This window comes from Mycobacterium sp. OAE908 (assembly GCF_017872775.1).
Classification (GTDB): Bacteria; Actinomycetota; Actinomycetes; order Mycobacteriales; family Mycobacteriaceae; genus Mycobacterium.
Genome location: NZ_JAGGJL010000001.1, coordinates 3277370 through 3292043, shown reverse-complemented (window position 1 = coordinate 3292043; position 14674 = coordinate 3277370). Strand labels below are relative to the sequence as shown.

The window sequence follows — 14674 nt, the reverse complement described above, 5'->3', positions numbered from 1 at the left end:
CGTCGTCCTCGGCGGCGGGATGGCCGCGTTGAGCGCTGCATGGCGCCTCAGCGAAGCCGGATGGCGCGACCGCTTCGAATCGATCACCGTGTACCAACGAGGATGGCGCCTTGGCGGCAAGGGCGCATCCAGCCGCGGTGCCAACGGCCGCATCGAGGAGCACGGTTTACACATTTGGCTCGGATCCTACGAGAACGCTTTCGCGCTTCTGCGTGACTGCTATGCCGAACTCGACAGGGCAACAACCGATCCCGGCGCGCCGATCCACACCTGGGATCAAGCGATGCTTCCTGCCGACAATTTGGGCCTTGCTGACCAGTGGGGCGACGATTGGTTGACCTGGCTGGGCACGTTCAGCAGAAACAGCCGGCTGCCAGGCGATCAGGACGGCAACGGTCGCGAGATGACCGTGGTGGGATTCGTGCAACGCGCGGTGCAGCTCGTGCTCGACTTCGCGGACTCGCAACGAGACGCGACGCCCGTCGGCCTCGCAATGACAACAGCGCCATACGCTCCGGGCAGTTGGATCGCAACGGTGCAACGCGCGCTGATCGCGGCCATGCTGACGCTTCCCAATCCACACACCCTCGAAACCACCCCCGTCAAGCTCTTCGAGCATGCGATGGACGCCATCCGCTGCGCCATCGACTATGACCACCGCCCCGACCACAAACGGTCCTGGTTGTTGATATCGCTCGTCACCTCGGTGGTCCGCGGCATCATCGTCGACAACCTGGTCACGGATCCGCGCGGCTTCCGCGCCATCAACGATGAGGATTTCGGGCAGTGGATCCTTCGCCATGGCGGACACCCTGACGTACTCGAGTTTCCGTTGGTGCGTGGTGTTTACGATCTGGTGTTCGGTTACGAAGAAGCCGATCCCGAACGACCAGCCGTCGCAGCGGGTTTGATGATCTTCCTCATCGGTCTGGTGTTGTTCGAGTACAAGGGCGCGATCTTCTGGAAGATGTCTGCGGGAATGGGCGACGTCGTAATCGCACCGCTCTATCAGGCCTTGCGCCGGCGCGGAGTGGAGTTCGAGTTCTTTCATCGGCTCGACGCGTTGCATCTGGACGCCAACCACCACGCCATCGGAGCGATAACCATTGGTCGGCAGGTGCGCCTGGCCGGCGGCCGCCGCCATTACGAACCGCTGTCGACCGTTCGTGGGCTTCCCGTATTCCCCGACGCGCCGATCGCCGAACAAATCGAGCCTCGGCCGGGCATCAAGGACCTCGAATCGCACTTCGGCGACCGCAACGACATCGAGACACGGGTCCTTAAGCGCGGCAAGGATTTCGATCAGGTGGTGCTCGCCGTGTCGCTCGGCATGATCCCCGTCGTCGCCGATGAACTCATCCGCGATCGACCCGAATGGCGGGAAATGATCAGCCACGTCCGTACTGTCGCGACGCAGGCATTTCAGATGTGGCTTCAGCCATCCGAACCCGCTCTCGGGTGGCAGGAGCCAGGCGTCACGATCAGCGCCTACCTGAGGCCGTTCGAAACCTGGGCCTCAATGCCGCAAACGCTGTGGGCAGAGGATTGGCCAGACGACACTCGGCCGGGCACGGTGGCCTACTTCTGCGGCAGCCTCAACGCACCTTGGCCCGTCACCGAGGAGCCCGACGCATACGTAGAGAGGCATGTGCGCTCAGTGCTCGCACAGGCAACTGCATACGTCGACGCCAACCTCGGCCTCTACTTCCCCGACGCCGTCGGCGATACAGGGTTCGCGTGGCACCTGCTCTGCGGCGCGGACGGTCAACGCGGTCGCTCGGCGATGGCTACCCAGCACATCAGCGTGAACATCGATCCGTCAGATCGGTATGTGCAGTCGGTGCCCGGTTCCGATCGGTACCGTCTGCGGCCCGACGAAAGCGGTTACGACAATCTGGTGCTGGCGGGCGACTGGACCGATTGCGGTATGAATGCCGGCTGCATCGAGGCCGCCGTCATGTCTGGCCTGCAGGCTGCCAACGCGCTGCTCGCCCGCGGCCGGTATCACCGCATCCGCGGTTTCTACCTACCTTGAATTCGCTCACTCGCCTTTGGACCGGCGCTCGCGATACGCCGCCACATGCTGGCGGTTGCCGCAGTTGCCGGTGTCGCAGAACTTGCCCGACCGGTTACGCGACAGGTCGATCAGCACTGCTTCGCAGTCTGGCGCCGCGCAGACCTTGAGCCGTCGCAGTTCCCCGATGCGGATCAGGTCGGCAAGCGCCATCGCGAACTCGGCCCCCATCCGCTGCCAGAGCGGATCGTGCTGTGACGCCAGGTGCAGATGCCACTCCGGCATCTCGGGGTGACGGGTCAGCCACGGCGACGCCTTGGTGTCGCTCAGCAGCCCGTTGACCTGCTCGACGGTCCGCACCTCGTCGTCGGCGGTCGCCCAGATCAGGCCCAGCCGCTCGCGCAGCCGATGAATGGACGTCAGCTCGGCGCTGTCGTGGTCACGCCGACCGGTATAGCCCCAGCCATCCAGAAACGCCTCGAGAGCGGCGGCGTCACCGAGACGCTCACCGTCCACCCGATCGCTGTTGATCAGGGCACATGCCGCGCGCAGGGTGATCTCGGTGTCATGACTGAAAAGCATTTGACCCATGACCCCTTCCCGGCGTAGCGTCACGACCAAAGCAGATTTTACTCATTACATCCCGGAGGTGCACCCATGGCGACCACACAGCCAACGGTTGACCACTTCCGAGTCGGTCTGTTGCTCGCGGTCGGGTCCGCCTTCGCCTTCGGCTGCTCCGGGCCGTTTGCCAAGTCGTTGATGGAGGCGGGCTGGAGCCCGACGGCCGCTGTCACCGCACGCCTCGCCGGCGGCGCCCTGCTGATGATCATCTTCGCCACAGTCCTGAAACCCGATTGGGTCCGCGAGGCACTGCAGCACAGCAAGACCGTAGTCGCCTACGGACTGATCCCCATAGCGGGCGCGCAGCTCTGCTACTTCAATGCCGTGGCGCACATGTCCGTCGGCGTCGCACTGCTATTGGAGTACACCGCCCCGATCCTGGTGGTCGGGTGGGTCTGGGCCACCAGTCGACGCAGGCCAAGTGCACTCACGCTGACCGGAGTCGCACTGGCAATCGTCGGAATCATGTTGGTACTCAACGTTTTTGCGGGCGCCCACATCAATTTGGTCGGTGTCGGCTGGGCGCTGGCCGCCGCCGTGTGCGCCGCCTGCTACTTCTTGATGTCCTCCTCGGTGGCCGCCGACGGAGACGGCCTGAACTCGATCACGCTGGCGACCGCAGGCCTGATTGTCGGCGCTGCGGCCGTCGCGACCCTGGGTGTCACCGGGCTGATGCCGTTGACGTTCACCACCACCGAGGCCGTGGTCGCGGGGTGGACGATGTCGTGGCTGGTGCCCGTCATCGCGCTGGCCCTGATTCCCACCGCCATCGCTTACACGCTCGGCATCATGGGCATCGCCCGGTTGCAGCCGCGATTCGCGTCTCTGGTCGGCCTCTCCGAGGTCATGTTCGCCGTGCTGGCCGCCTGGGTTTTGCTGGGCGAGGCCGTGACGCCGACACAGGCGATCGGCGGCGTCGTCGTTTTGGTCGGGCTGACGCTCGCTCGCCAGGGCGATCGGACCGAGAAGCTGGCCGAATTGACGCTGGCGGAAAGCCTGCCCTCTGACCAAACGGTTGGCCGGAGCTGATCTCGATATGTGAAGATGACCGGCGTGACTTTGCTCAAGATGTCAGGCCGGCTCGCCGCGATCACCGCGGCCGTGGTTTGCGCGGCCACCCCCCTGGCCGTCGCACCGTCGGCGACCGCAGACCCATGCCCCGACATCGAGGTCATCTTCGCGCGCGGCACCAACGATGCGCCCGGCCTCGGCAACCCCGGCCAGGCCTTCGCTGACACGCTGCGAGGGCTCGTCGGTGGCCGCACCATGACCACCTACGCGGTGAACTACCCCGCCAGCTACGACTTCCTCGCCGCAGCAGACGGCGCCAACGACGCCGCCGCGCGCATCGCGACGATGGCCGCCTCATGCCCGTCCACGAAGCTCGTACTCGGCGGATATTCGCAGGGCGCGGCGGTCGTCGACATGCTGGCCGGCATTCCGCCGCTTGGTAACAAGATCGGCGAGATCGGTTCGGCGCCCCCGCTCGCGAACAACCTCGTCCCGAACGTCGCCGCGGTCGCGGTGTTCGGCAACCCGGCGACGAAGTTCAGCAATCCGATCACTGGATCGGTGTTCGGCGGGCGCGCGATCGACCTGTGCAAGGACGGCGACCCGATCTGCTCACGGGGCCGCAACCCGTTCGCTCACAGCGATTATGTGAGCGCAGGCCTGACGGATCAGGCCGCGCGCTATGTCGCGGGCATAATTTAGACTGTCTACGCGCTAAAATTCCTTGTGCATTCGAGACGACTTCGCCGCTTCGCCATCGCTTCAGCCGCTGTGCTCGCATCAGTGGTGTCGCCCATGCCAACTGGGGTCGCGTCGGCCGACGACTGCCCTGACATCGAGGTGGTCTTCGCCCGCGGCACCAATGACGCCCCAGGCCTTGGGAATGTCGGCGGCGCGTTCGTCGACTCGTTGCGAAGCAAGGTCGGCGGCAGGTCCGTCGGCGCGTACGCGGTCAACTACCCCGCCAGTTTCGACTTCCTCGCCGCGGCCGACGGGGCCAACGACATGAGCTCCCATATCCAGTTCATGGTCGACAACTGCCCGACCACCAGGCTGGTGCTGGGCGGCTACTCGCAGGGCGCGGCGGTGGTCGACGTCATCGCCGCAGTGCCGCTGCCCGTTCTCGGCTTCAACAACCCGCTGCCACCCAACGCGCCCGATCATGTTGCGGCCGTCGCGGCGTTCGGAAATCCGTCAGCCAAACTGGGGCTGCCGCTCACCGTCAGTCCGGTGTGGGGCGGCCGGGCGATCGATCTGTGCAACGGCGGTGACCCGATCTGCCAGACCGACGGGGAAAGCCTGGCTTCACACCGCTCCTATGTGGGTGGGCCGACCAGCCAAGCCGCGGGCTTTGCCGCGGGCCTGCTCTAGCCGCGACGATAAATTGACGGTTACGTTCACAGCATTCCGTTAGGATCGCGGGAGTGGGGATTGATCTTGACTCTCGTCGTTGGACCCGTCGGTGCGCATTCGTAGCCATTGCGGTGGTTGTTGCCACTGCCGGGCTGATCGCACCTGCCACAGTTCCGGCGCCGGGGGTGATCCCGTCAGCGTCTGCGGCCTGCCCCGCCGTCGAGGTCATCTTCGCCCGAGGCCGGTTGGAGTCTCCTGGCGTCGGCGCCCTGGGTAACGCGTTCATCAGCGCGCTGCGGGCGAAGACGAACAAGAACGTCGGTGTGTACGCGGTGCAGTATCCCGCCGACAATCAGATCGACGTCGGCGCCAACGACATGAGCGCGCATATCCAGTCGATGATGAACAACTGCCCCGACACCAGGCTGGTGCTGGGCGGTTACTCGCTCGGTGCAGCGGTCACCGACGTCGTCCTCGCCCTGCCGTTCAACTTCTTCGGATTCAAGAACCCGCTGCCGGCGGGCGCCGACACCCACATCGCCGCCGTCGCACTGTTCGGCAACGGGTCGGCATGGGTGGGACCGATTACGAACTTCAACCCGCTCTACAGCGAGCGGACCATCGAGTTGTGCCACGGCGCGGATCCGATCTGCAACCCGGCCGATCCCGACACCTGGCAAGACAACTGGCCCGCCCATCTCGCCAGCGCCTACATCAGCGCCGGCATGGCGAACCAGGCCGCCGACTTCGTCGCCGCCCGGGTCTAGTCGACCACCCGCAGTTCGCGCGTGACTTTCGTGCGCGCCTCGAGTTCGTCGTCGGGCGGGTAGTCGACGCCGACAAGGGTCAGGCCGCGGGGCGGCGCCGCGGCGAAATCGCTCGACCGCTGCGTCGACGTCAAAAGCCCCGCGCACCAATCCGGTTCGCGCCGATGCTCGCCGACCGCAAGCAGCGCGCCGACCAATGACCGCACCATCGACCAGCAGAAGGCGTCGGCGCTGACATATGCGGTGACGCGGTCGCCTTCGCGGGACCAGTCCAGGCGCTGCAGATCACGGATCGTGGTCGCGCCCTCACGCTGACGGCAGAACGCGGCGAAGTCGTGCAGCCCCAACAGATGTCGTGATGCCGTCGACATCGCATCGACATCGAGCGCCCTCGGCCACGGCGTCACGAACCGCGCCTCCCGCGGCTCGACCCCGTACGGCGCGGTCGAGAGCCGATAGACGTAGTGGCGACGCAGCGCCGAAAACCGGGCGTCGAAACCCGCTGCGGCACGGCTGATGTCGAGCACACGTACATCGGCGGGTAAGAACCGTCCTAAGCGTCGGACGAGCGGCAGGAACTCACTGTCGTCTGGGCGGGTGGCACGGGGATATGCGTGCGTCAGCGCATCGGCGGGCACGTCGACGTGAGCGACCTGCCCGGTCGCATGCACCCCGGCGTCGGTGCGGCCGGCCGCGCGCAGCACTACCGGTACCCGGAACACCGTCGACAGCGCCGCGTCGAGAACCCCCGCGACGGTCCGTTGCCCCGCCTGAACCGCCCAGCCCGCGAATTCGGTTCCGTCGTAAGCGATATCGAGCCGAAGACGAACAAACCCGCCACCGGAATCGATGGCGGGTTCGTTCACAGCTGCGTCACTACTTGGCGTCGTCGGCCTCGTCCTCGGCCTTGGCCTCGGCGACCTCTTCGGCGGCCTCAGCGGTCTGAGCGTCCTCGATGGCCGCGTCTTCCACCTTGGCGTCCTCGACTGACTCCACCTCGGTCGGGCCCTCGGCAGCCTCGGGCTCGACCGCAGCCTGCGGTGCGGCCGCAGCCGCGACTGGCTGCTCGGTCTTCTTCGAGCCCGCGGAGCGACGCGCCCGGTTGGCCTCCGAGGTCACCGTCTTCTCCCGCACCAGCTCGATGACGGCCATCGGGGCGTTGTCGCCCTTGCGTGCCTCCACCTTGATGATGCGGGTGTAGCCGCCCTCACGGTCGGCGTAAAACGGTGCGATCTCGGCGAACAACGCGTGCACCACGTCCTTGTCGCGGATCTTCTTCATCACCTCGCGCCGGTTGTGCAACGCGCCCTTCTTGGCGTGGGTGATCAGCTTCTCCGCGTAGGGGCGCAACGCCCGAGCCTTGGGCTCGGTCGTCTTGATCCGGCCGTGCTCGAAGAGCGAGGTGGCCAGGTTGGCCAACAGCGCCTTCTGGTGCGAGGACGACCCGCCGAGGCGAGGACCCTTGGTGGGCTTGGGCATTGCTACTCCTAATTGGGGCCGGTCCCCGTATCAGGTAGGACCGGGACGGGTTTTCTTAGAGCTGTTCGGTTTCGGCGTAGTCCTGGTTGTCGTCCAGGTCGTAGCCGGCGTCGCTGTTCCAGGTGCCGGTGGCAACGTCGTAACCGGCGACCTCCGACGGATCAAAGGTGGCCGGGCTGTCCTTCAGCGAAAGACCCAGCTGATGCAGCTTGATCTTCACCTCGTCGATGGACTTCTGGCCGAAGTTACGGATGTCCAGCAGATCGGACTCCGTGCGGGCGACGAGTTCGCCCACCGTGTGCACACCCTCGCGCTTGAGGCAGTTGTACGACCGCACCGTGAGGTCGAGGTCGTCGATCGGCAGCGCGAAGCTGGCGATGTGGTCGGCCTCGGCAGGCGACGGCCCGATCTCGATGCCCTCGGCCTCGACGTTGAGTTCGCGTGCCAGACCGAACAATTCGACCAGCGTCTTGCCCGCCGACGCCAGCGCGTCGCGAGCGGTGATCGAACTCTTGGTCTCGACGTCGAGGATCAGCTTGTCGAAGTCGGTGCGCTGCTCGACACGGGTGGCCTCCACCTTGTAGGTGACCTTGAGCACCGGCGAGTAGATGGAATCGACTGGGATACGGCCGATTTCGGCACCCGACGCCTTGTTCTGCACGGCAGGCACGTAGCCACGGCCGCGCTCGACGACCAACTCGACCTCGAGCTTGCCCTTGTCGTTCAGCGTCGCGATGTGCATCTCGGGGTTGTGCACCGTCACACCGGCAGGCGGGACAATATCCCCCGCGGTGACCTCACCCGGGCCCTGCTTGCGCAGGTACATGGTGACCGGCTCGTCCTCTTCGGACGAAACGACCAGACCCTTGAGGTTCAGGATGATGTCGGTGACGTCTTCCTTCACACCGGGGACAGTGGTGAACTCGTGCAGCACACCGTCGATGCGGATGCTGGTGACCGCCGCGCCAGGGATGGACGACAGCAGCGTGCGCCGAAGCGAATTGCCAAGGGTATAACCGAATCCCGGCTCCAGCGGCTCAATGACGAACTGGGACCGGTTCTCCGACTTGACCTCTTCGGCCAGTGTGGGTCGCTGAGAAATCAGCATGTTTTCTTTCCTCCTTCACGACACCCGCTATTTGATGCCGTGTTTCCCGGCCGCTATCCGAGCGGCCGGAAAGTCTTTACTTCGAGTAGAACTCGACGATCAGCTGCTCGGCGAGCGGCACCTGAATCTGCGCACGCTCGGGCAGCTGGTGCACCAGCACGCGCTGACGTTCGCCGACCACCTGCAGCCAACCCGGGATCGGACGGTCGCCCGCGGTCTCACGCGCCACCTCGAAAGGCAGTGTGTTGAGCGACTTGTCCTTGATGTCGATGATGTCGTACTGCGACACCCGGTAGCTCGGGATGTTCACCTTCACGCCGTTGACGGTGAAGTGACCGTGGCTGACCAGCTGCCGCGCCATCCGGCGGGTGCGCGCCAGGCCGGCACGGTAGATCACGTTGTCCAACCGGCTCTCGAGGATCTGCAGCAGTTCCTCACCGGTCTTGCCGGGACGGCGCACGGCCTCTTCGTAGTACTTGCGGAACTGCTTCTCCATCACGCCGTAGGTGAAGCGGGCCTTCTGCTTCTCCTGCAGCTGCTGACGGTATTCACTTTCCTTGACCCGGGCGCGGCCGTGCTGGCCGGGCGGGTAGGGACGCTTCTCGAACGACTGATCGCCGCCGACCAGGTCGACGCCGAGGCGACGCGACTTGCGCGTGGCGGGTCCGGTGTAACGAGCCATAAGTCCTTCTCCTCCTAGACCCGGCGACGCTTGGGCGGACGGCAGCCGTTGTGCGGCTGCGGGGTGACGTCGGAAATGGCGCCGACCTCGAGGCCGGCGGCCTGCAACGACCGAATGGCGGTCTCACGGCCCGAACCCGGGCCCTTCACGAACACGTCGACCTTCTTCACACCGTGCTCCTGCGCCTTGCGCGCAGCGTTCTCGGCGGCCAACTGCGCGGCGAACGGGGTCGACTTACGCGAGCCCTTGAAGCCGACGTGACCCGAAGAGGCCCAGGCGATGACGTTGCCCTGGGGATCGGTGATCGAAACGATCGTGTTGTTGAACGTGCTCTTGATGTGCGCGGCGCCGTGCGGGACGTTCTTCTTTTCCCTGCGGCGGGTCTTCTGCCCCTTCTTAGGAGCAGCGGCACCCTTTTTTGCTGGTGGCATCTACTTACCTGGCCTTCTTCTTGCCGGCGATGGTGCGCTTCGGGCCCTTGCGGGTGCGCGCATTGGTCTTGGTCCGCTGGCCGCGCACCGGCAGGCCGCGGCGGTGCCGCAGGCCCTGGTAGCAGCCGATCTCGATCTTGCGGCGAATGTCGGCCTGGACCTCGCGGCGCAGGTCGCCCTCCACCTTGAGGTTGCCTTCGATGTAGTCACGCAACTGGGTCACCTGATCGTCGGTCAGGTCCTTGGTGCGCAGGTTCCGGTCGATGCCGGTGGCTTCCAGGATCTCCTGGGAGCGGGTACGGCCGATGCCGTAGATATAGGTCAGGGCAATCTCCATGCGCTTATCGCGCGGAAGATCGACGCCCACGAGACGTGCCATCAGGCGGTGTTCCTTCTTCTATGCGGAGGTCTGGTCCCAGTCCGTTCCCTCATCTAGTGGGGTCCGGCCTCCGTGCCGGACGTAATTGAGCGGCGTATCCGCTCAGTGGTACTGGGATTTCGTCATTAAATTGTCGGCAAAACAAGCGGAAGCTCTGACTAACCTTGCCTCTGCTTGTGGCGCGGATCTGAGCAGATCACCATGACCCGCCCATGCCGACGGATCACCCTGCATTTATCGCAAATGGGCTTGACGCTCGGGTTCACCTTCACGGCTGTCGTCGATCCTGTTCTGTGTGTCGTCTTACTTGTACCGATAAACGATGCGGCCCCGGGACAGGTCGTAGGGAGACAGCTCCACCACGACACGGTCCTCGGGCAGGATGCGGATGTAGTGCTGCCGCATCTTGCCGCTGATGTGGGCGAGCACCTTGTGTCCGTTCTCCAGCTCAATGCGGAACATCGCATTGGGCAGGGGTTCGACCACGCGGCCCTCGACCTCGATGGCACCGTCTTTCTTGGCCATGTCCTCCGTTGTCCCTGATCGTTGGCGCCTTTGGGCGGCGCAGTTCACTCCGAGCTACAAAACGTGGACCAGCGATCGGAAATTCCGGAAACAGGGCACGCAAGAGCCGGCGCGTAAGCCGCACCGTTGGTCCATACTACCTGCTCGGCGGCCTGCCCCAAAATCGCCGAAGGGCCAGGCCAGCGGGAACATCCTGGGCGGATATCCGCTAGACGACGGGAGCATACTTATAACCGATGACTGCACCGGTCTCTGCTCCCCGAAAACCCGTAATACTGACCGTCGACGACGACCCCGCGGTGTCCCGCGCGGTCGCCCGCGACCTTCGTCGCCACTACGGCGACCGCTACCGCATCGTGCGGGCCGAGTCGGGCCCGGACGCCCTGGAAACCCTCAACGAACTCAAGCTGCGCGGTGACACCGTCGCCGTGTTCGTCGCCGACTACCGGATGCCGCAGATGAGCGGCATCGAGTTCCTCGAAGAGGCGATGGACATCTATCCCCTCGCCCGTCGGGTGCTGTTGACCGCGTACGCGGACACCCACGCCGCGATCGACGCGATCAACGTCGTCGACCTGGACCACTACCTGCTCAAGCCGTGGGACCCGCCGGAGGAGAAGCTCTACCCGGTGGTCGACGGGCTGCTCGAGGCGTGGCACGCCACCGGCGACCGCGCGATTCCGCACACCAAGGTGATCGGGCACCGCTGGAACGAACGGTCATGGCAGGTGCGCCAGTTCCTGGCCCGCAACCAGCACTCGTTCCGCTCGTTCACCGCCGACGAACCCAAGGGCAAGCAACTTCTGGACGCGGCCGGACTCGACGGCTTCCAGCTCCCTGTCGTCATCACTGAACAGGGCGAAACGCTCGTCGAGCCCACCGACGCCGAACTGGCCGGCATGCTCGGCCTGTCCACCACCCCGTCGCTGGAGATGTACGAGCTCGCTGTCATCGGCGGCGGACCCGCCGGCCTCGCCGCCGCGGTGTACGGCGCCTCCGAAGGCCTGAAGACCGTGCTGATCGAAGAGACCACCACGGGCGGCCAAGCCGGTCGCAGCTCCAGAATCGAGAACTATCTCGGGTTCGAAATGGGGATCTCGGGAGCCGAGCTGACCACGGCCGCGCGCCGCCAGGCCGAGCGCTTCGGCGCCGAGGTCATCACCACCCGCAAGGCCGTCCGGCTGCACGCCGGCGACAGCGGCACCGCGCGCACGATCGAGTTCGCCGACGGCAGCACGATCGCTGCGCAGGCCGTCATCCTCGCCACCGGAGTGTCCTACCGTCAGCTGCAGAATGTTCCAGGCTGTTGGGACGACCCCGACGAAAACGCCTGCAACTACATCGGCCGCGGCGTGTTCTACGGCGCATCGGTGTCCGACTCCAGTGAGTGCGCGGGCGAGGACGTCTTCATCGTCGGTGGCGCGAACTCGGCCGGACAGGCCGCGATGTTCATGTCCAAGTCGGCGAAATCGGTGACGCTGCTCGTGCGAGGGCCGTCACTGGAGGCGTCGATGTCCTACTACTTGATCCAGCAGATCGAGAAGAACGAGAACATCAACGTCCGGGTGTGTACCGAGGTCATCAACACCCTCGGCGAGGACAACCACCTGACCGGCCTGGTGCTGCGCAACAAGCAGAGCGGCGAGGAGGAAACGGTGAAAGCCGATCGGCTGTGCTGCTTCATCGGCGCCGAGCCGCGCACCGACTGGCTCGACGTGGTGGCCAAGGACGACCACGGTTTCATCCTGTCCGGCCCCGACCTCAAGGACGTCTCCGGATGGACGCTCGATCGTCCCCCACACCACTTGGAAACAAGTGTGCCGGGTGTGTTTGTTGCAGGAGATGTGCGTGCCGAATCCGCCAAGCGGGTCGCAGCAGCCGTCGGCGAAGGGTCGATGGCGGTGATGTTGGTCCACCGCTACTTGGCGGACGCGTAGAAAAGAGAGCCTGACATGGGCGAGAAATGCCTGCCTACCGAACTGCGGTCGCTGTTCCTGTTCGAGGCCTTGAACGACGGACAGCTGCAGGTGCTGTGCGACAACGGGCACATCCAGTCGTTCGAGCCGGGACCGGTTGTGGTCGAAGGCGAGCCCGCCACCTGTTTTTACGTCCTGCTCGACGGCGAAGTGGTGATGTCGAAGCGCTCGGCAGGCATGGACATCGTGACGGGCCGGACGTCGCAGCGCGGCGTCTACTTCGGTGCGTGGTCGGCGTATGTTCCCGCCGAGGAGCACCTCTACGAGGCATCGGTGCGAGTCACGAAGCCGTCCCGGTTGTTCGTGCTCGACGCCGAGGCGTTCGCGACCTTCATGAAGACCCAGTTCCCGATGGCTGTGCATCTGCTCGAGGGGCACATGGTCGGCGGCCTGCGACAGCGCCAGATCATCGGCCAGCGCGAAAAGCTGCTCGCATTGGGCACCATCACCGCTGGCCTGACGCATCAGCTCAACAACCCGGCCGCGGCGATCTCACGAGACGTATCGAACCTGCGCGAGAACGTGGGCAAGATGCGCCACAAGCTGTCGATGCTCTCCAGCGGAAAGTTCACCCCTGAAGCGCTGCGGGTCTTGGTGTCCATCCAGGACGAGGTGGCCGAGCAGGTGGCGAAGGTCAAGACGCACGAACTCAGCCCGCTTGAGACCTCGGACCGCGAAGACGAGATCGGCGACTGGCTGGAGGACCACGGCATCGCCAGCGGGTGGGATTACGCCCCCACGTTCGTCGAGGCCGGACTCGACATCGACTGGCTGGAACGAGTGGAGGCGTCGATCGGCGACGTCGACTGCTCCGCGACGCTGCAGAGCGCCATCGGGTGGCTGAAGTACACCATCGACACCGAACTCTCGGTGAATCGGATCGCCGAGGCTTCCAAGCGCATCTCGGCGCTGCTCGCCGGCACCAAGCAGTACTCGCAGATGGACCGGGCGCCCTACCAGTCCGCCAACGTCCACGAGTTGTTGTGGAGCACGGTGATGATGTTCGGCGAGAAGGTCGGCAAGGACGGCCCGGTCAAGATCGTCAAGGACATGGACAAGTCCCTGCCCGAATTGCTTTGTTACCCAGGCGATCTCAACCAAGTCTGGACCAACATCATCGACAACGCGATTCAGGCGATGGACGGCCACGGCACGCTCACGTTACGGACCAGGCGCGAAACCGACGACATGATTCGGATCGAGATCTGCGATGACGGCCCCGGCATCCCCGAAGAGATCATCGACCGGATCTTCACCCCGTTCTTCACCACGAAGCCGTTCGGCGAGGGCACCGGCCTTGGCCTCGATCTGGCCTGGCGGATCGTCGTCGAAAAGCATCACGGCAACCTGCGGGTGGAGTCGCGGCCCGGGGAGACGAAGTTCATCGTGGTGCTGCCACTGCAGGCCCCCGCGCCGGAACTGCCGACGCCGACGGAGCTTCCGGCCGGGCTGGAATAGGCACCGGCCGCGCCGGGGTTGACCGAACCATGACTGACGCGAAGCCCAACCTTGGCCGATTCGGATCATTCGGCCGCGGAGTGACCCCGGAACAAGCCAAAGACATCGAGGCCCTGGGCTACGGCGCCGTATGGGTTGGCGGTTCGCCGCCCGCCGAGCTCGATTGGGTCGAACCGATCCTCGAGAAGACCACGACGCTGCAAGTTGCGACGGGCATCGTCAACATCTGGACCGCCGACGCCGGACCCGTCGCCGAGTCCTACCACCGCATCGACAAGGCATACCCCGGCCGCTTCCTGCTGGGCATCGGCGTCGGCCATCCCGAGGCGAATCAGGAGTTCCGCAAGCCGATCGATGCCCTCACCGAGTACCTCGACAAGCTCGACGAATACGGCGTTCCGAAGAACCGCCGAGTGGTCGCCGCGCTGGGTCCCAAGGTGTTGAAGCTGTCTGCGGATCGCGCCGCGGGTCCGCATCCATATCTGACGACGCCCGAACACACCGCCGAGGCGCGCGAACTGCTCGGACCCGACGCGTTCATCGCCCCCGAGCACAAGGTGGTGTTGACCACCGACGCCGAGAAGGCTCGCGAGGTCGGCCGCAAGGCCCTCGAGATTTACCTCAACCTGAAGAATTACCTCAACAGCTGGAAACGTCTCGGGTTCAGTGATGAAGAGATCGCCAAACCGGGTAGTGACCGTCTGGTGGACGCCGTCGTCGCCTACGGCACGGTCGACGCCATCGCTGCGCGACTGAAGGAGCACCTCGACGCCGGCGCCGATCACGTGCCCGTGCAGGTGCTGACGTCGCCCGACAAATTGGTGCCAGCACTTGCCGAACTCGCCGGGCCGCTCGGCCTGCAGTAGA

At 65.1% G+C, this 14674-nt stretch carries 17 protein-coding genes; 8 read left to right on the top strand and 9 right to left on the bottom strand.

Going from position 1 to position 14674, the window contains the following annotated elements; all coding sequences use genetic code 11:
• Positions 1 to 19: 19 nt before the first annotated feature.
• Positions 20 to 2035, top strand: a complete 2016-nt coding sequence (locus J3E61_RS16160) for an FAD-dependent oxidoreductase (protein ID WP_210085589.1) — start codon at positions 20 to 22, stop codon at positions 2033 to 2035.
• Positions 2036 to 2041: 6 nt separating this feature from the next.
• Here J3E61_RS16160 and J3E61_RS16155 read toward each other — a convergent pair whose 3' ends face one another.
• The gene (locus tag J3E61_RS16155) at positions 2042 to 2596 is read right to left on the bottom strand and encodes a CGNR zinc finger domain-containing protein (protein ID WP_210085588.1); all 555 of its coding nucleotides are present in this window, start codon (positions 2594 to 2596) and stop codon (positions 2042 to 2044) included.
• Between the two features lie 75 nt (positions 2597 to 2671).
• On the opposite strand from J3E61_RS16155, the gene J3E61_RS16150 reads away from it, so the two are divergent.
• From J3E61_RS16150 to J3E61_RS16135, 4 genes are read left to right on the top strand one after another with little or no spacing between them, the layout of a single operon-like run.
• On the top strand, positions 2672 to 3667 hold the full coding sequence (locus J3E61_RS16150; RefSeq protein ID WP_210084220.1) for an EamA family transporter: 996 nt from the start codon (positions 2672 to 2674) through the stop codon (positions 3665 to 3667).
• 15 nt (positions 3668 to 3682) lie between these two features.
• On the top strand, positions 3683 to 4351 hold the full coding sequence (locus tag J3E61_RS16145; RefSeq protein ID WP_192721986.1) for a cutinase family protein: 669 nt from the start codon (positions 3683 to 3685) through the stop codon (positions 4349 to 4351).
• A gap of 24 nt (positions 4352 to 4375) precedes the next feature.
• Positions 4376 to 5020 (top strand): cutinase family protein, encoded by a 645-nt coding sequence (locus J3E61_RS16140; protein ID WP_210084219.1) that lies wholly within the window; start codon positions 4376 to 4378, stop codon positions 5018 to 5020.
• Between the two features lie 53 nt (positions 5021 to 5073).
• Entirely contained in the window at positions 5074 to 5769 is a 696-nt protein-coding gene (locus J3E61_RS16135) for a cutinase family protein (RefSeq protein ID WP_210084218.1), read from the top strand.
• On the opposite strand, the gene truA is transcribed toward J3E61_RS16135, so the two are convergent.
• From truA to infA, 8 genes are all read right to left on the bottom strand, one after another.
• Positions 5766 to 6635 (bottom strand): tRNA pseudouridine(38-40) synthase TruA, encoded by an 870-nt coding sequence (truA, locus tag J3E61_RS16130; RefSeq protein WP_210084217.1) that lies wholly within the window; start codon positions 6633 to 6635, stop codon positions 5766 to 5768. The genes J3E61_RS16135 and truA overlap by 4 nt on opposite strands.
• Positions 6636 to 6645: 10 nt before the next feature.
• Complete coding sequence (gene rplQ, locus J3E61_RS16125; protein ID WP_210084216.1) at positions 6646 to 7248, bottom strand: 50S ribosomal protein L17; 603 nt, start codon at positions 7246 to 7248, stop codon at positions 6646 to 6648.
• 55 nt (positions 7249 to 7303) lie between these two features.
• The gene (locus tag J3E61_RS16120; RefSeq protein WP_192721991.1) at positions 7304 to 8356 is read right to left on the bottom strand and encodes a DNA-directed RNA polymerase subunit alpha; all 1053 of its coding nucleotides are present in this window, start codon (positions 8354 to 8356) and stop codon (positions 7304 to 7306) included.
• Between the two features lie 76 nt (positions 8357 to 8432).
• Positions 8433 to 9038, bottom strand: a complete 606-nt coding sequence (rpsD, locus tag J3E61_RS16115; protein ID WP_192721992.1) for a 30S ribosomal protein S4 — start codon at positions 9036 to 9038, stop codon at positions 8433 to 8435.
• A 14-nt stretch (positions 9039 to 9052) separates the two neighbouring features.
• Positions 9053 to 9469, bottom strand: coding sequence for a 30S ribosomal protein S11 (rpsK, locus tag J3E61_RS16110; protein WP_015305086.1), 417 nt, complete (start codon positions 9467 to 9469; stop codon positions 9053 to 9055).
• 4 nt (positions 9470 to 9473) lie between these two features.
• Positions 9474 to 9848 (bottom strand): 30S ribosomal protein S13, encoded by a 375-nt coding sequence (gene rpsM, locus J3E61_RS16105; RefSeq protein WP_015305085.1) that lies wholly within the window; start codon positions 9846 to 9848, stop codon positions 9474 to 9476.
• Between the two features lie 158 nt (positions 9849 to 10006).
• Positions 10007 to 10120, bottom strand: coding sequence for a 50S ribosomal protein L36 (gene rpmJ, locus J3E61_RS16100; RefSeq protein WP_003879483.1), 114 nt, complete (start codon positions 10118 to 10120; stop codon positions 10007 to 10009).
• Positions 10121 to 10151: 31 nt separating this feature from the next.
• Positions 10152 to 10373: a translation initiation factor IF-1 gene (gene infA, locus J3E61_RS16095; RefSeq protein ID WP_003418601.1), complete on the bottom strand. Its 222-nt coding sequence runs from the start codon at positions 10371 to 10373 to the stop codon at positions 10152 to 10154.
• Positions 10374 to 10609: 236 nt separating this feature from the next.
• On the opposite strand from infA, the gene J3E61_RS16090 reads away from it, so the two are divergent.
• From J3E61_RS16090 to J3E61_RS16080, 3 genes are read left to right on the top strand one after another with little or no spacing between them, the layout of a single operon-like run.
• Positions 10610 to 12310: an FAD-dependent oxidoreductase gene (locus J3E61_RS16090; RefSeq protein ID WP_210084215.1), complete on the top strand. Its 1701-nt coding sequence runs from the start codon at positions 10610 to 10612 to the stop codon at positions 12308 to 12310.
• A gap of 15 nt (positions 12311 to 12325) precedes the next feature.
• Positions 12326 to 13807, top strand: coding sequence for a cyclic nucleotide-binding domain-containing protein (locus tag J3E61_RS16085; RefSeq protein ID WP_210084214.1), 1482 nt, complete (start codon positions 12326 to 12328; stop codon positions 13805 to 13807).
• A gap of 29 nt (positions 13808 to 13836) precedes the next feature.
• A complete protein-coding gene (locus J3E61_RS16080) occupies positions 13837 to 14673 on the top strand; it encodes an LLM class F420-dependent oxidoreductase (protein ID WP_210084213.1) in 837 nt (278 codons plus the stop codon).
• The last annotated feature ends 1 nt before the right edge of the window (position 14674 follow it).